The 15,416-nt window shown below is 72.0% G+C and carries 13 protein-coding genes; 6 read left to right on the top strand and 7 right to left on the bottom strand.

The features are described 5' to 3' along the window. The first annotated feature begins 149 nt into the window (after positions 1–149). The gene (locus J8N05_RS43410) at positions 150–1,016 is read left to right on the top strand and encodes an SDR family NAD(P)-dependent oxidoreductase (protein WP_210893099.1); all 867 of its coding nucleotides are present in this window, start codon (positions 150–152) and stop codon (positions 1,014–1,016) included. Between the two features lie 44 nt (positions 1,017–1,060). Further along, positions 1,061–2,059, top strand: coding sequence for an aldo/keto reductase (locus tag J8N05_RS43405; RefSeq protein WP_210893097.1), 999 nt, complete (start codon positions 1,061–1,063; stop codon positions 2,057–2,059). Between the two features lie 58 nt (positions 2,060–2,117). Here the strand turns inward: J8N05_RS43405 and J8N05_RS43400 are convergent, their stop codons facing one another. From J8N05_RS43400 to J8N05_RS43390, 3 genes are read right to left on the bottom strand one after another with little or no spacing between them, the layout of a single operon-like run. Continuing rightward, positions 2,118–2,477, bottom strand: a complete 360-nt coding sequence (locus J8N05_RS43400; protein WP_210893095.1) for an STAS domain-containing protein — start codon at positions 2,475–2,477, stop codon at positions 2,118–2,120. After that, a complete protein-coding gene (locus tag J8N05_RS43395; RefSeq protein ID WP_210893092.1) occupies positions 2,474–3,808 on the bottom strand; it encodes a PP2C family protein-serine/threonine phosphatase in 1,335 nt (444 codons plus the stop codon). Before J8N05_RS43395 ends, J8N05_RS43400 begins: the two co-directional genes overlap by 4 nt. Then, entirely contained in the window at positions 3,808–4,617 is an 810-nt protein-coding gene (locus J8N05_RS43390; protein ID WP_210893090.1) for an alpha/beta fold hydrolase, read from the bottom strand. Before J8N05_RS43390 ends, J8N05_RS43395 begins: the two co-directional genes overlap by 1 nt. A gap of 125 nt (positions 4,618–4,742) precedes the next feature. Between J8N05_RS43390 and J8N05_RS43385 the strand changes: the two genes are divergently transcribed. After that, positions 4,743–5,522, top strand: coding sequence for a class I SAM-dependent methyltransferase (locus tag J8N05_RS43385; RefSeq protein ID WP_210893088.1), 780 nt, complete (start codon positions 4,743–4,745; stop codon positions 5,520–5,522). Between the two features lie 47 nt (positions 5,523–5,569). On the opposite strand, the gene rox is transcribed toward J8N05_RS43385, so the two are convergent. Together rox and J8N05_RS43375 are read right to left on the bottom strand one after the other, a co-directional pair. Then, a complete protein-coding gene (gene rox / locus J8N05_RS43380; protein ID WP_210893087.1) occupies positions 5,570–6,997 on the bottom strand; it encodes a rifampin monooxygenase in 1,428 nt (475 codons plus the stop codon). 210 nt (positions 6,998–7,207) lie between these two features. Further along, positions 7,208–9,283: an MMPL family transporter gene (locus J8N05_RS43375; protein WP_210893085.1), complete on the bottom strand. Its 2,076-nt coding sequence runs from the start codon at positions 9,281–9,283 to the stop codon at positions 7,208–7,210. A gap of 120 nt (positions 9,284–9,403) precedes the next feature. Here J8N05_RS43375 and J8N05_RS43370 point away from each other — a divergent pair, with 120 nt between their 5' ends. Then, complete coding sequence (locus tag J8N05_RS43370) at positions 9,404–9,883, top strand: MarR family winged helix-turn-helix transcriptional regulator (protein ID WP_210893083.1); 480 nt, start codon at positions 9,404–9,406, stop codon at positions 9,881–9,883. Positions 9,884–9,899: 16 nt separating this feature from the next. Here J8N05_RS43370 and J8N05_RS43365 read toward each other — a convergent pair whose 3' ends face one another. Both J8N05_RS43365 and J8N05_RS43360 read right to left on the bottom strand, forming a co-directional pair. Beyond that, positions 9,900–11,930: a hypothetical protein gene (locus tag J8N05_RS43365; RefSeq protein WP_210893081.1), complete on the bottom strand. Its 2,031-nt coding sequence runs from the start codon at positions 11,928–11,930 to the stop codon at positions 9,900–9,902. Positions 11,931–12,064: 134 nt separating this feature from the next. Beyond that, positions 12,065–13,309 carry a DUF418 domain-containing protein gene (locus J8N05_RS43360; protein WP_210893079.1) on the bottom strand — a complete coding sequence of 415 codons (1,245 nt, stop codon included), beginning with the start codon at positions 13,307–13,309 and terminating at the stop codon, positions 12,065–12,067. 175 nt (positions 13,310–13,484) lie between these two features. Here J8N05_RS43360 and J8N05_RS43355 point away from each other — a divergent pair, with 175 nt between their 5' ends. Next, the gene (locus tag J8N05_RS43355; RefSeq protein WP_210894291.1) at positions 13,485–14,150 is read left to right on the top strand and encodes a response regulator; all 666 of its coding nucleotides are present in this window, start codon (positions 13,485–13,487) and stop codon (positions 14,148–14,150) included. A gap of 116 nt (positions 14,151–14,266) precedes the next feature. Next, entirely contained in the window at positions 14,267–15,349 is a 1,083-nt protein-coding gene (locus J8N05_RS43350; RefSeq protein WP_210894289.1) for a sensor histidine kinase, read from the top strand. The last annotated feature ends 67 nt before the right edge of the window (positions 15,350–15,416 follow it).

Here is a 15,416-nt window from a genome sequence, read left to right as displayed (position 1 = left end):
GGGCATCCGGCAGGGCTTATCCACGACCTCCCATTCAGTGGTTGAGCGTGTCCTTCCACCGTCCTGGCGCGGCGAGTTCACTGAAGTCGCGATCACCGATCGCCCCGCAGCACCGACCCCGCACCCCCCGAATCAGGGAGCCAGGAATCATGCACACGAACAGCTGGACGGCGGACGAACTCCCGGATCTCACCGGCCGCACGGTCGTCGTCACCGGCGCCGGCCGCGGCCTCGGCCTGATCACGGCACGCGAACTCGCCCGGGCCGGCGCCCGCGTCGTCCTCGGAGTACGCGACACCGACAAGGCCCGCCGGGCCGTCGCCGACCTGCCCGGCACCTTCGACATCAGGCCCCTCGACGTGTCCGACCTGACCTCGGTACGCGCCTTCGCCGACGCCTGGACCGGCGACATCGACATCCTGATCAACAACGCCGGGGTGATGGACATCCCCGCCGCGCGCACCGCCGACGGCCTCGATCTGCAGACGACCACCAACTACACCGGCCCGTTCCTGCTGACCACCCTGCTGCTCCCGCACCTCACCGACCGCGTGGTGCACGTCACCAGCGAGCTGCACAAGCAGGGGAAGATCGACCTGGACGACCTCGACTGGCGGACCCGCAAGCACAACGGCATGCAGGCCTACCAGGCGTCGAAGCTCGCCGTCGTCCTCTTCTCCCTGGAGCTCCAGCGCCGGCTGACGGCCACCGGCAGCCCCGTGCGCTCGGTGCTCGCCAGCCCCGGCATCGCCCGTACCTCGCTGGCGGCGCAGTCGAAGTCGAACGTCGTCAACCGGTTCACGTTCCTCACCAACGACCCGGAACGCGGAGCCCTGTCGGTGCTCTACGCCGCGACCCAGGACGTACCCGGCAACGCCTACGTCGGACCGGACGGCCTCGGCGGCTTCAAGGGCTCCCCGGCCCTGCGCCGACCGGGCAGGGCGGGCCTCGACCCGGCCATGGCAGGACGGCTCTGGGACGCGACCGCCGACCTCGTGGGGGCGGGCACCCGATGAACCACCGGAACAGCCACCTGCAAGCGGACGATCAAGGCGAGGACATGACTTTGCGGACCCACAAGATCGGCTCGCACGGCCTGGTCTCCTCCGTCGAGGGACTCGGAACCATGGGCATGACCGCCATGTACGGCACCCCGGACGAGGCGGAGGCCATCAGGACGGTGCACCGCGCGGTCGACCTCGGCGTCACGATGTTCGACACCGCCGACATGTACGGGCCCTTCAGCGGTGAGGAACTCCTGGGACGGGCGCTGAAAGGCCGCCGCGACGGACTGGTCGTGGCGACGAAGGGCGGCGGTGTCACGCTCGACGGGAGCGGACGGTTCGTCGGCGGCCCCAACGGCGGCCCCGACTACCTGCGGGCGTGCGTGGAGGGCTCGCTGCGCCGGCTGGGCACGGACCACATCGATCTGTACTACCTGCACCGGGTCGACCCCGGTGTCCCCGTCGAGGAGTCCTTCGGTGCCCTCGCCGATCTGGTGACGGAGGGAAAGCTGCGCCACCTCGGTATCAGCGAGGCGTCCCCGGCGAGCATCCGGGCGGCGCACGCGACCGCCCCCCTGTCGGCGGTGCAGACCGAGTACTCGCTGTTCAGCCGTGACGTCGAGGTCAACGGCGTACTCGACACGGTCCGTGAGCTGGGCATCGGTTTCGTCGCGTACGCGCCGCTCGGCCGCGGTTTCCTCACCGGTGCTGTGCGATCGGTGCGGGACCTGCCGGCCCATGACTTCCGCCGCACCTCACCACGCTTCGCCGACGCGAACCTCGCACAGAACCTGTCGCTGCTCGACCAGATCGTCGCGACGGCGGACGAGCTCGGCGTGACGCCCGGCCGCCTGGCCCTTGCCTGGGTGCTGGCCCAGGAAGGAGTGACAGCCGTCCCCGGTACGAAGCGGCGCACCTGGCTCGAAGAGAACGTCGCCGCCGCGGCCGTCCGGCTCGACCCCGCGACCCTCGCCGGACTGAGCGCCGCGATACCGGTCGGAGCCGCGGCAGGGGAGCGCTACGCGCCGATGGGCATGGCCTCCATCCAGGAGTGAGCCAGACCCCGGCATCCGGCCCGGCACCCGTCCCCGGCATCCGGTGTCGGACCCGGTGTCAGCCCGCGGTCGGCCGCCAGGCGGCTTCGGCGGCCAGGACCGTCGGGTGGACGGGAAAGACCTGGTCCAGGCCGACGATACGGAAGATCCGGCTGACGGGATCGGGTACGGCGGCCAGGGCGATGCCCGCACCGGCCGCCAAGGCGTGATTGCGGGCCGCGATGAGCACGGTGATACCGCTGGAGTCGCAGAAGGTGACACCGCCGAGGTCGAGGACGAGCTGCCGGCCCGGACGCAGGTCGAGTCCCGGCAGCGCGGCGCGTACCTCGGGGGCGCTGTAGTGGTCCAGGTCCCCGGCGAGCTCGATGACCGGTCCGGCGGGAGCGGTGCGGGTGCGGAGGGTCAGGCGTCGGGTCACGTGAGCTCTCCACTGGGAGGTCGGGGCACATGGATAGCCAGGACGGCGGTGTCGTCGTCCACGCCGCTGCCGAAGGTGTCGAGCAGGTCGCGGATCGCGCCGACGGTGTCCGAGGCGGTGGTGGGAGCCAGCGTGCGGGCGAAATCGAGAAGGGCGTCGTCGCCGTAGCGGTCCTCGCCGTCGACGGCGTTGACATGGGCCTCGGTGAGCCCGTCGGTGTGCAGCAGCAGGGTGTCGCCGGGGGCCAGCCGGACGGCGGTGGTGCCGATGTGGGCGTCGGCCAGCACACCGATGAGCTGTCCGCCCGGGGTGGGCAGCTGGTCGGCGGTGCCGTCGGCGCGCATCAGCAGGGCGGGCGGATGACCGCCACTGGCCAGGGTGACGTGGAAGCCGCCTTGGTCGGGGTCCGGGGTCAGCAGACCGAAGATGACCGTGCAGAAGCGGGGGTCGGAGCCGTTGTACTCGTGGTTGAGGACGGTGTTGAGGTTGCCGAGGACGGCCACCGGGTCGGGGTCGTACACGGCCGCGGCCCGCAGGGTGTAGCGGGTGAGCGAGGTGACGGCCGCGGCGGCGGCGCCCTTGCCGCACACATCGCCCAGGAACAGTCCCCAGGCGCCTTCGGCCAGCGGGAACAGGTCGTAGAAGTCGCCGCCGACCTCGTCGACGGAGGCGATGTGGTAGTACGCGGAGACGTCCAGCCCGGGCACGTTGGCCAGGGCCGGCGGCAGGAGCGTCTTCTGCAGGGTGGCGGCCAGGCGCTGGAGCCGTTCGCGTTCCCGCTCGGCCTCCTCGCGGGCGCGCAGCAGCTCGGTCTCGTAGGCGCGGCGGTCGCGCGCGTCGAAGAGGGTGGTGCGGATCAGCAGCGGCTGCCCGTCCCTGCCCGTCCGCACGGTCGAGGTGACCAGGACCGGCAGACGGGAGCCGTCGGCGGTCTTGAGTTCCAGGGCGATGCCGCTGACCTCGCCCTGCAGTCTCAGCAGCGGGGCGAAGTGGGTCTCGTGGTAGAGCCGCCCGCCGACGGTCAGCAGGTCGGAGAAGTGTCTGCGGCCCAGCAGGTCGTCCCGCTCGTAGCCCAGCCAGTCCAGCAGCGTGGTGTTGACCTTCGCGATCCTGCCGTCCAGCAGGGTGGACAGATAGCCGCAGGGCGCGTGCTCGTACAGATCCTCGGCGCTGTCCTCCAGCAGCGCGGAGAACTGCGCCCGGTCGTCGGAGGAGTGGAGGTCGCCCGTGCGCCAGACGCTCGCCGCCCCGTGTGCCTCGGTCGTTCCGTCCGCGCCACGCGCCGCGCCTGCCCCGGCCACCCCGTTCTCCTCGCCGCAGGATCTGCCCATCAGGCGAGTGCTTCCACGAACGAGGCGATCGCCGCCGTGGTCTCCTCCGGAGCGGCGAGCTGCGGGCAGTGCCCGGTGGCGTCGAGCGTCACCAGGCGGCTTCCCGGAATCCGGGCGTGCACGAACTCGCCCACCTCCCGGGGAGCGATCGCGTCGCTGGAGCACTGCGCGACCAGCGTGGGGACCTTCACCAGGGGGAGATCCTCGCGGTTGTCGGACAGGAACGTCACGCGGGCGAAGACCCGGGCGATGTGCGGATCGGTGCGGCAGAAACTGTTGGTCAGCTCCTCGCCCAGTTCCGGCCGCTCCGGATTGCCCATGATCACCGGGGCCATGGCGCCCGACCAGCCCAGATAGTTCGCGTCGAGCGCTGCCAGGAGCTCATCGATGTCCTCGGCGTCGAACCCGCCCCGGTAACCGGTCACGGGGTCGTCGACGAACCGCGGCGAGGGGGCCAGCAGCACGAGTCCGGCGAACGCCTCGGGTTCCCGGACGGCGGCCACCACACCCATCATCGCGCTCACGGAATGCCCCACGAACGTCACGGGGCCGAGCGCGAGCTCCCGGCAGAGCTCCAGCACGTCCTCCACGTAACCGTCGAGCGTCGCGTACCGGTCCGGGCTCCACGCCGACAGATCCGAGTGCCCCGCGCCCACGTGGTCGAAGAGCACGACGGTGAAGTCGCGCTCCAGTGCCGGGGCCACCAGACGCCACATGTTCTGGTCGCAACCGAACCCGTGCGCCAGCATCACGACGGGCCCGCCGGGCCGCCCGGACACCGTCACATGGTTCCTGTGTCGCACATCCATACGAAGCATCCTCGCAGACCGGAGGCGGTTCCCACGGATCCCACGGAGCGGGCAGCCGCACGGGACGGTGGAGCGCCGGCGGACGGTGGAGCGGCGGCAGCCCTCATGGGTCATAGGGTGACCCGATGGATCAGGACGAGCGGTTGCTCCACTCCTCCTCGTTCGGCGCGGCGGCCGTCGCCTACGCCGAGCACCGTCCGGACTACGCGCGGACCGCGGTGCGCTGGGCGCTCGAACCCGCGGCCGGCCCGCGCGTACTCGACCTAGGCGCCGGAACCGGCAAGCTCACCGCCACGCTGCTCGCGCTGGGCGCCGACGTCGTCGCGGTCGAGCCCGATCCGGCGATGCTGACCGAGCTGCGGCGCGCACTGCCGGGAGTGCGTGCCCTGCCGGGAAGCGCCGAGGCGATCCCGCTGCCCGACGGGTCCGTCGACGCCGTGCTGGCGGGCAACGCCATGCACTGGTTCGACATGGCCGTAGCGGGACCCGAGATCGCCAGGGTCCTCGCGCCCGACGGCGTCCTGGCCGGTCTGTGGAACGTCATGGACGACGGGGTCGAGTGGGTGTCCGGGCTCGCACGGGTCGGCGGGAGCGCCGCCGTCGGTCCGCGCGACACATCCACCGGCTGGCGCGCCGAGACGGCGGACGTGCACGTTCCGGCGACGGCCGCGGCCGCCCGTTTCGGCTCACCGGAGCAGGCCGCCTTCCCGCACGGACAGCGCCGCACCGCCGCCTCCCTGGTCGCGACCGTCGCGACACGCGCGGGGATGCTGGTCATGCCGTCACAGGAACGCGAGGCCACCCTGGGCCGGCTCCACGCGTACCTCGCGAGCCGACCGGAGACCGCCCACGGCGCGTTCACACTCCCGATGCTGACCGGGGTACTGCGCGTCCGGCGGCTGTGACGACACCCCGCCCCGCGACCGTGCCGCCGTCGCCGCCCACGGGACGCTCAACCGGCCGCCCTCCCGAACCACTTGGGCAGGTGGGCGAGCAGGTCCTCCTGGTCCTCGCCGGCCCAGGCCACATGGCCGTCCGGGCGCAACAGGACCGCCGGGACGTCCAGTTGCTCGCTCGCGTCGACCACATGGTCGACGCGGTCCGTCCAGCCCGCGACCGAGAGGCCGCCGGTCCGGTCGAGCAGCAGGCCGCGGCCGTCGTGCATCAGCGAGTAGAGGCGTCCGTGCTTCAGCTCGATGTCCCGCATACGGCGGCCGAGCAGGTCGTGGCCCTCACCGAAGTCGTAGCGCACCCCGACCGCGCTGATCATCTCGGTCACGTAGCGGTTCACCTCCTCGAAGTCCATCAGCTTCGAGAACAGCTCACGCAGCGCGACCGCACCCGCACTCGTCCCCAGCAGCGTGATCTGCGCCCGGGTGTTGTCGAGCACGCGGGCGCCCACCGGGTGCCGTTCGTCGTGGTAGCTGTCCAGGAGTCCGTCCGGCGCCCAGCCGTCGACCGCGGCGGCCAGCTTCCAGCCGAGGTTGAAGGCGTCCTGCACACCGAGGTTGAGCCCCTGCCCGCCGGTCGGCGGATGGATGTGCGCTGCGTCGCCCGCCAGCAGCACCCGCCCGACCCGGTAGCGCTCGGCCTGCCGGGTGGCATCGCCGAACCGGGACAGCCAGCGCGGCGAGTGCACACCGAAGTCGGTGCCCGCGACGTCCCGCAGCCGCTGCTTGAACTCGTCGAGGGTCGGCGCGGTCGCCCGCTCCTCGGCCACCCCGTCGGCGGGCACGATCACCCGGTGCGTTCCGTCGCCGTTGGCGATGGTGCCGAACCGCAGCTGGGTCCTGCGGACCTCCGCGACGACGGCCTCGACCGTCGCCGCGTCCGCGGTCAGTTCCATGTCGCCCAGCAGCGTCTCGACCGTGGCGGGCTCGCCGGGGAAGCCGACGCCGAGCAGCTTGCGTACCGCACTGCGTCCGCCGTCGCACCCGGCGAGGTAGCGCGAACGAAGGCGCGTACCGTCCGTCAGCTCGACGGTCACCCCGTCCTCGTCCTGGCTCAGTCCGGCCACCTCACGGCCGCGCCGGATCTCGGCGCCGAGTTCGAGGGCCCGCTCCTCCAGCAGCCGCTCGGTGACCGGCTGCAGCGTCGACAGACCGTACGGGTGGGCCGTGTCCAGCGTGTCGGGCCACGGCTTCATGATGCCGCCGAAGAGCCCACCGGCCTGGAACTTCTCACTGACCGCGAGGAAGCGGTCCAGCAGCCCGCGCTGATCCATCACCTCGACGCTGCGCGTGTGCAGGCCACGGCCCCGGGTCTCCGCGGTCGGCTCGGTCAGCTTCTCCAGCACCACCACGTGCACACCGTGCAGCCGCAGTTCGCCGGCCAGCATCAGGCCGGTCGGTCCCGCGCCCACAACGATCACGTCAATCATCGAAACCCCAACTCAACGGCGTAGGAACTCCGAAGCCGGTCCGGTGGTCTCCGGCTTCGGCCGGTGATTCTGCGCCACGACCGGGGTCTTGCGGCAAGCCCCCCGGTGAGCTATAGCTTGAAGAAGGCAAGGAGCACACGACTCCTTGCCTTCTTCGTTGCCCGGCCCCGGCCGTCTCCGGCCCCTTCGGTCCCCGGCAGCCTCAGCCCGTTACCGTCGGCGCGCGAGGCGGCCGGGCCACCAGACGGCCGGGCCGATGTCCCTCACCAGGGCCGGGACCAGCAGCGAGCGCACCACGATCGTGTCGAGCAGCACGCCGAAGGCGACGATGAAGGCGATCTGCGCGAGGAACGCGAGCGGGATGACGATCAGGGCCGCGAAGGTGGCGGCCAGGACCACGCCCGCGGACGTGATCACACCGCCGGTGGCGATCAGGCCGCGCAACATGCCCTGCCGCGTGCCCAGTTGCAGCGTCTCCTCCCGCACGCGTGACATCAGGAAGATGTTGTAGTCGACTCCGAGCGCGACGAGGAACACGAACCCGTACAACGGCACCGAGGCGTCCGTCCCGGAGAAGCCGAAGCCGTGCCGGAACACCAGGCCCGCGATCCCGAGCGTGGCGAGGTAGTTCAGCGCCACGGTGGCCACCAGGATCACCGGCAGCAGGAGGCAGCGCAGCAGGACGACGAGGATCAGCAGGATGATCGCCAGGACGACGGGGATGATCAGGGTCCGGTCGTGCTCCGCGGTGCGCTGGGTGTCGTACTGCTGCGCGGTGTAGCCGCCGACCAGGGCGTCGGCGTCGGCCGTGTGGAGCCGGTCGCGCAGCTTCTGCACGGTGTCCTTCGCCGAGTCGCTGTCCGGCGCGGCGTCCAGGACGGCGTCGATCCGCACCCGGCCGTCCACGACCAGTGGCTTCCCGCCCGGTCGGCCCGACGAGGCCACCGCCTGTGCCTCGGCGACGCCCTTCGTCGAGGCGGCGGCGCGCGTGACCTCCGTACGCCGGTCAGCGTCCGCGATGATCACGACCGGCTGGCCGGAGCCGCCGGGGAAGTGCCGGCCCAGGGTCTCCTGCGCCGCGACGGACGGTGCGTCGTTGACGAACAGCTCGTCCAGGGGCACCCCCTTCGACTGCAGCGCGGGGAAGAACGCCGCACCCGCCACGAGCAGCGCGGCGGAGGCCATCCACAGCCGCCGGGGGCGCGTGTCCACCCAGTGGGCGACGCGCCGCCAGATCCCGTGTCCGCCCGTCTCCGCGTCGGCCGAGCGGGGCTTGGCCGGCCAGAAGGCCACCTTGCCCATGAGGGCGAGCACCGCGGGCAGGAACGTCAGGGTCGTCAGTACGGCGCACACGATGCCGATCGCCCCGACGGGTCCCAGCGCACGGTTGTTGGTCAGGTCGCTGAGCAGCAGGGCGAGCAGTCCCAGGGCCACGGTCGCGGCGCTGGCGGTGATCGCCCCGAAGGAGTCGCGCAGCGCCTTCCACGCGGCCTGGAAACGGTCGCCGCTGCGGGCGAGTTCCTCACGGAAACGTGCCGTCAGCAGGAGGGCGTAGTCGGTGGCGGCGCCGATCACGAGGATCGAGAGGATGCCCTGCACCTGACCGTCCACGCGCACGATGTCGTGGTCGGCCAGCACATAGACGATGGCACAGGCGATACCGAGGGCGAAGACGGCGCTGATGATGATCGTGAAGGGCAGCAGAACACTGCGGTAGACCAGCAGCAGGATGAGCAGAACGGCTGCCAGGGCAACTCCCAGCAGGATTCCGTCGATGCCCGCGAAAGCCTCGCCGAGGTCCCCCTGGGTGGCGGCGGGTCCGGCGATCTGGACGCGTGCCCCGGGGACGTCCCCCGCGGCCCGCTCCAACTCGTCCAGCACGTCGCCGAGTTGTTCCCCGAGGTCCGGGCGCAGCGGGACCACGCCCTGGAGCGCGGCTCCGTCCTGTGAGCGCAGGGCCGGTGAGGGCCTGCTCTCGACGCCCTCCACGTCGGCGAGCGACTCCAGGATCCGGGTCGCGGAGCCCTGTTGGGCCGTGGAGACCTCACCGCCGCCCTCGGCGGTCCAGACGAGGATGGCGGGCAGGGTCTCGCGCTCGGCGAAGGCCTTCTGCTGCTCGATGACCTTGGTGGACTCGGCGTTCTGCGGCAGGAAGGCCGCCTGGTCGTTCGTGGAGACGTCCCCGAGCTTGCCCGCGTAGGAGCCGAACGCTCCGCCGAGACCGAGCCAGACGACGACGAGGACCAGGGGGACCAGCCATCGGGCGGGTCGACGCACAGTGTTCATTGACTTTCTCAACAGCTTTCCCCACAGGCGTGGCGCAGGACGAGGACCGGACAGCGGCCGAGTGCAAAGATAACTCAAAGAGAAAGTATCTCAACCATTGAGAGATATTATCCTTGTCCCATGCAGCCCAACAGTCCGGACAGCCATGAAGGCCCCGCCAGCGATCTCCAGGCCTACGCCGTCCTGCTGCGCGCGCTGAACAGCGAGTTCAACCGGATCGCCCACTCGTTTGCCCAGGCCAACGAACTGCATGCCACGGACGTCCACGCGCTGGCCGCGATCCTGGACGCCTCGGCGACCGACGGCGAGCCGATGACGCCCTCGCGCCTGCGGGAGCGCCTCGACCTCACCTCCGGAGCCGTCACGGCCTGCCTGGACAGGCTCGAACGCGCGGGCCACATCAGCCGCACCCGCGAGAGCACCGACCGCAGGGTGGTCCACCTGACCTACAACGCGGGTGCCCGTGCGCTCGCCCGTGAGTACTTCAGCCCTCTGGCGCGCAGCACGGAGGCCGCGCGCCAGAAGTTCACCCCCGAACAGCTGCAGACGATCGCCGACTTCCTCCAGGCCCTCAACAGCGAGCTGAGCAACGAGCGCTGACCGAGCAGCCGTTCGGTCAGGGGGCCCGGACCTCGGCACGCTCGGGGAGCTCTCCGACGACCTTCGCGTCGGAGGTTTTCCTGGGGGCGCGGACGGCGAGGAAGCGCCCGTCGGACTTGGCACGCAGCGGTCCCGACGCCTCGATGCGGTCGACGGACCTGCTTCCGGCGGCCAGCAGGTACGAGGACCCGGAAGGGGCCCGCCAGTCGACGTCGGCCAGCACGTGCTGGCCGAACCGGCTGCACTCGGCGGTGTTCGCGCGGACGCCGGCGGAGCGGGCGGGTCCGCTGCCCGGTCCGAGGAAGAGGTACTCCACACGGCCGGGACCGCGCCAGGTGTCGGCGCGGGCACAGACCCAGGTGGCCCGTCCGGCGCTCTCGGGCAGATCCTGCTGGGCGAAGACCCAGTGGTTCACCGCGCGCACCCCGTGGCCGCGCAGACCGTTCAGCCGGCAGGCGGTGCGTGCCCAGCCCAGCAGCGCGTCCGTGCCGGTGGCCTCCCGGGGCGGGCGCGGCCGTGCCCCCGGCTCCGGCGGCGGCATGTAGGTCAGATGGACGGGCGAGATACCGCCGAGGTCGCTGAGCAGGAACGCGTGCTTCTCGACGATGCGGGTCGAGGACCGCAACTGCACGACGGGCCACGTACGGCAGTCGCCGTCGGCCGACGGCACCGGCAGCGGCTCGGTGAGGCCGGTGCGGGAACGGGACACGTCCCGGGCAGGCGTGTCCGGTGCCAGCAGATCGCGGGTGCCCGCCTCGGCGATCCACGGCGCCAGCAGCATCCGTACGGACTCGGGAGTGCGGGAGACGACGACCGCGGCGGCGGTCGTCACGCTCGCGCCGTCGGTGAGGGCGGACACCAGCTCGGGCGCGCCGTCGCCGTCCAGCGGTTCGCTGTAGCGCACGGTGGTCAGGTCGTCGTGCAGGACGACGACCGCGCGTCCGTCGACGTCGTCGGCGAACAGCAGATGGGGCGCCCGGCCGCTGCCGGTGGACGCCGCTCCGGCCTCCTGCGACCGCCGCCCCCGCCAGGACGGGTCCGACCAGGCCCGCATGGCGCGCTCCAGCAGCGCCCGGTCGCCGGTCCGGGCGCCGCGGGCGGGCCAGGCCGTGAAGTCGACCCGGGCGGTGTCCGCCCAGACGTCGGCGGGCGTCTGACGCAGCAGCGCGGCGCCCACCGCCTTCGAGTCCGTCCAATCGCGCCCTCTGTCGGCGGGGACACCGCTGTCGCCCGCGAGGGAGAGGGAGACGGCTCCGACGCACGCGGCCAGCAGGGCGCCGGTCACCGCCGTGCGCACCCGGTGCCTGCGGCGGAGCAGATCGGTCGGCCGAGCGTGCAGCAGACAGGGGTCGAACTCCGGGGCGAGCAGAGCGGATACGGGTGTCCCGGAGCCGTCGGCCACCGAAGGCGGCCGAGATCCGGTGGCCGCTTCCGCCGCACCCGTGCCGCTGCCCGAGGGGTGCGGGCCGCTCTCGTCGACCAGCCGCCTGGCGGCCAGCAGGGCCTCTGAGGGCTCGGCCACGCCGGTGTCGCGCAGGACGGCGGCCGCCTCGTCGGCGGACAGCTCCTCCAGGACGAGCAGCGCGACGGCCGCCCGCACCGGCCAGCCGGCCTGCGCGAGGGCCCGGTCCAGCAGCAGTTCCTCGGCGCCTCCCGACTGGGGGAAGACACGCAGCCCCCACACCGTCGGCAGCGTGGGGCGCCCAGGCCACCAGCCCCACGAGCGGGGCAGCGGGCCGGGCCGCGCGTCCTGGGCCATGGCCGCCCGCAGTACGGACGTCCGCAGGACCCCGTACTCGTCCGGAGCCGCGTTCCGGGCGTCCCCCGCGCGACGCCGGCCCGGTATGGCCGGCGCCCGGTGGGGCAGCGCCCGCTGTACGAGGCCGTGGGCGGCGAGGACCCGCCGGTGGCGGCCCGGAGAACGGGGGAGAGTGACGTAGACCAGCCGGACCAACCGCGCGTAGTGCTCCATGAGCGCGGCTTCCGCGCGCCGCACATCGAGCACACGCAGGTCGCCGTCCGAGGGTGTCTGCCAGCGCACAAACATGATCGTTTAGCTCTTTCGGGGGACGAGGAAGAACTGTCAGTACGGTCAAACGAGTGATCTTCGATGCCGTCACCTTGGCCGTCGCCCTCCGCTGACGCCCCGACCCGGCCGAACCCGGTGGGCCGCGACGGGTGTTACCTGATGTGACGTGTGATGCGGGTGGTGCGGTACAGCACGTACTCCAGCGGACCGCGGCGGAAACACCGCGTCCAGACGGTCGCCAGCAGCATGGCCGCGGTGACGAATGCGGTCAGCGCGACCAGGGCCGGGCCGGGTTCCTCCTCCATGCCGACCACGTCGATGGCGAGGATGTGCGCGACATAGGCGGTCAGCGCGATCATGCCCACGGCGGTGACCGGCCGGACGGCTCGCGTCAGACGCGGCATCCGGGCGGCGACGGTGACACAGGCCGCCACCACGAGCAGGGCGACACCGGTGTTGCCCAGGACGGAGAACGTGGTCTGGCTGTGGGGCGCGCCCACCAGCAGCCATACGGCCGGGGTCTCGTCGACGGGGTAGCCGACGGTGTCCGACCACCAGGCCGACCCCGCCCCGCCGCCGTCCGTGGCCGCGGCGATCGTGGAGAAGGCGCCCGTCACGAGGTGCAGCGCCACCCAGGAGCCGCCGTAGCCGAGCACGGCCAGTCCGCCACCGGTCAGTGCGAGCCGGGTGCGGGTCCGGGCCTGGGTGAGATCGAGACGGGCGACCGCCATGCCCGCGATCATGAACGGCATCCAGGTGAGCGCCGGGTACGAGCCGGTGAACAGAAGTTCGAGCAGGCCGTCGGTGTCGCTGACGCGCGCCAGCGGATCCGCCGCGATGATCGTGTCGGCCCAGTCGCCGTCGTAGATCGCCTGCTGCACCACGTACACCAGCACGGGCATGAGCAGGGCGCTCGCGGCGGCGAGCAGGGCCAGGGTGCGGGCGCGCAGCCGGTACAGCGGCAGGACGAGCAGGAAGATCAGCCCGTAGAACGAGAGGATGACCTCGACGTCGGTGTCCAGGGCGGTGAGCGCGTAGCCCGCGGCGATCAGGATCAGCGCGCGCAGCACGATCCGGCCCACCGCCTGCCGTCCGGCCCGGCCGGTGTGCGACTGCGGGCGGCCGGTGATGAGGACCAGGGAGAACCCGGCGAGCAGCGCGAACAGCGCGGAGGACCGGCCGCGGGCCAGCTCGGCGAGGAAGCCCACCGGCCCGCCCATGGCCGGCTCGGGGCCCACATGGGCGGCGTACATGCCGAAGACCGCCAGGCCACGGGCGAGATCGATACCGATGAGCCGGCCGGCCGATGACTTGAGGGGGACGTCGGCCGGCCGGCTCGGCCGCGGGACCGGCGAGGGAAGGGCCGGTGCGGAGGCTGAAGGCGCGTCGTGTGTCATGGGTTTCAGGCTGACGCGGCGCACCGGTCCGGGCCCATCCGGCAAGTGGCCGCCATCGTCCAGCCGACCGGCTGGAAGCCCTCCGTCGCCCAGCGGGAACCGTCACCGAGGGAACCCCCGGACGGTCTCCCGCGTGGTACGAATCCTCAAGCGGTCCACGGCGATAGGGGCGCACGTGATTCGCGTACTGGTGGTCGACGACGAAGCGTTGATCCGCACGGGCTTCGAGCACATCCTTTCCGCGGCCGACGACATCGAGGTGGTGGGCGCCGTCGTCGGCGGTCAAGCGGTCGCGGCGGCACGGCGGTTGACACCCGACGTGGTGCTGCTGGACATCCGGATGCCGGACGTGGACGGGCTGAGTGTGCTGGCCCAGCTGCGGCTGCTGCCGGCGGCGCCGGTGGTGGCGATGCTCACGACGTTCGACATGGACGAGTACGTGGCCGCCGCCCTGCGCTCGGGAGCATCGGGGTTCCTGCTGAAGGACACCGACCCCGTACAACTGCCCGTGCTGGTACGCACGCTGGCACAGGGCGGAGTCGTCCTGTCCTCCTCTATCACCCGCACCGTCGTGGACGGCTACCTCGCCAACGGCCCCCAGCAGGCCGCCCTGCGCCGCGTCACCCAGCTGACCGGCCGCGAGAAGGCCGTCCTGATCCTCATCGCGGAAGGGCTGCCGAACGCCGCCATCGCCGCACAACTGCACCTGAGCACCGGCACGGTCAAGGACCACGTGAGTGCCCTGCTGTCCAAACTGCGGGTGGGCAGCCGGGTCCAGGCCGCCCTGCTGGCCGAACGCGCGGGGTTGCTCAAACCGCCGAGCCCTCAGGGGGAAGGGTGAAATCCCGCGCGCACGACGGCGGTCGGGAGCCTTCCGCCAAGCGTCCGAAGGACTGGGCGCAGTGCGCCGCGCGCCCACGGCGCTGGGTCGCGGCCCGGCGCATCCCGGCCCCGGTGATGGACGCCCTGCTCATCGGTATCTCCCTGCTGGACATCTGGGTGCACGTCGAAGCCGACGACCCGGAGCGCAGAGCCGTCGCGGTACTGGCCGCGGCGGCGCTGTCGCTGCGACGCCATCTCCCGCTGGTGGCCTTCCTGTGCGCCCTTCCCGCGACCCTGGTCAGCGACGCGGTGTTCGCCACCCTGGCCGCGCTGTACGCCCTCGCCTCGCTGAGCCGGAGCCGGGTGCTCCTGGTGGTCTGCGCACTGATGTTCGCCGCCTGCGACATCACCTGGTGGATGTGGCCCTCGCCGGCGTTCGCCGACTTCTCCGATCCGTCCGACCTGATCACCGTCACCTACAGCCTGGCCACCGCGGCGGCACCGGTCTTCCTCGGCCAACTCGTGCAGGCCCGCCGCGAACTGTCATTGCGGCTCGCCGAGATCTCCCAGGCGCGCGAACACGGACGCGAACTGCTGGCCCAGAGCGTGCTGGCCAAGGAACGGGCGCAACTGGCCCGGGAGATGCACGACGTGGTCTCCCACCAGGTCAGTCTGATCGCGGTCCGCGCGGGCGCGCTGCAGGTGGGCAGCCGGGAACCGATGGCGCAGGAGGCCGCGGCCACCATCAGACGGCTGAGCGTGCAGACCCTGGAGGAACTGCGGCACATGGTGAGCGTGCTGCGCGCCGCCGGCAGCCGTCCGACGGAACTGACCCCGCAGCCGTCCCTGGCCGATCTGCAGCGGCTGGTCGACACCAGCGGTATCGAGACCGAACTGCACACCGACCTGCCGGACGCCCTGCCCGCGACCATCCAGCGCGCCGTCTACCGCACCGTGCAGGAGGCCCTCACCAATGTCCGCAAGCACGCCCCCGGAGCGAAGGCCGCCATCCGTATACGGCTCGCCGAGGGGACGGTACGGGCCGCCGTCACCAACACCGCGCCCACCCGGCCCGCCCTGCTGCTGCCCGGCGCCCACCACGGCCTGGCCGGCCTGCGCCAGAGAGCCGAGCTGCTGGGCGGCACCGTCATCGCGGGCCCCGCCCCCGACGGCGGTTACGAACTCCATCTGTGCCTGCCGCTGCAGCAGACGCGGTGAGGGTGCGGTGGCCACTCCCGGACGGCCGGCTCCCTGACGGCCGACTCCCGGGCCGCCGAAGCCCGGA

It is taken from the genome of Streptomyces liliiviolaceus (assembly GCF_018070025.1).
Taxonomy (GTDB): Bacteria; Actinomycetota; Actinomycetes; order Streptomycetales; family Streptomycetaceae; genus Streptomyces; species Streptomyces liliiviolaceus.
This window is presented reverse-complemented; position numbering and strand designations above follow the sequence as displayed.

What these genes read in the sequence shown, in the direction of transcription:
- J8N05_RS43350 (WP_210894289.1), top strand. Translation starts at nt 14,267, where the DNA reads ATGGACGCCCTGCTCATCGGTATCTCCCTGCTGGACATCTGGGTGCAC.
- J8N05_RS43410 (WP_210893099.1), top strand. Translation starts at nt 150, where the DNA reads ATGCACACGAACAGCTGGACGGCGGACGAACTCCCGGATCTCACCGGC.
- J8N05_RS43395 (WP_210893092.1), bottom strand. Translation starts at nt 3,808, where the DNA reads ATGGGCAGATCCTGCGGCGAGGAGAACGGGGTGGCCGGGGCAGGCGCG.
- rox (WP_210893087.1), bottom strand. Translation starts at nt 6,997, where the DNA reads ATGATTGACGTGATCGTTGTGGGCGCGGGACCGACCGGCCTGATGCTG.
- J8N05_RS43370 (WP_210893083.1), top strand. Translation starts at nt 9,404, where the DNA reads ATGCAGCCCAACAGTCCGGACAGCCATGAAGGCCCCGCCAGCGATCTC.
- J8N05_RS43390 (WP_210893090.1), bottom strand. Translation starts at nt 4,617, where the DNA reads ATGGATGTGCGACACAGGAACCATGTGACGGTGTCCGGGCGGCCCGGC.
- J8N05_RS43385 (WP_210893088.1), top strand. Translation starts at nt 4,743, where the DNA reads ATGGATCAGGACGAGCGGTTGCTCCACTCCTCCTCGTTCGGCGCGGCG.
- J8N05_RS43405 (WP_210893097.1), top strand. Translation starts at nt 1,061, where the DNA reads ATGACTTTGCGGACCCACAAGATCGGCTCGCACGGCCTGGTCTCCTCC.
- J8N05_RS43375 (WP_210893085.1), bottom strand. Translation starts at nt 9,283, where the DNA reads ATGAACACTGTGCGTCGACCCGCCCGATGGCTGGTCCCCCTGGTCCTC.
- J8N05_RS43360 (WP_210893079.1), bottom strand. Translation starts at nt 13,309, where the DNA reads ATGACACACGACGCGCCTTCAGCCTCCGCACCGGCCCTTCCCTCGCCG.
- J8N05_RS43365 (WP_210893081.1), bottom strand. Translation starts at nt 11,930, where the DNA reads ATGTTTGTGCGCTGGCAGACACCCTCGGACGGCGACCTGCGTGTGCTC.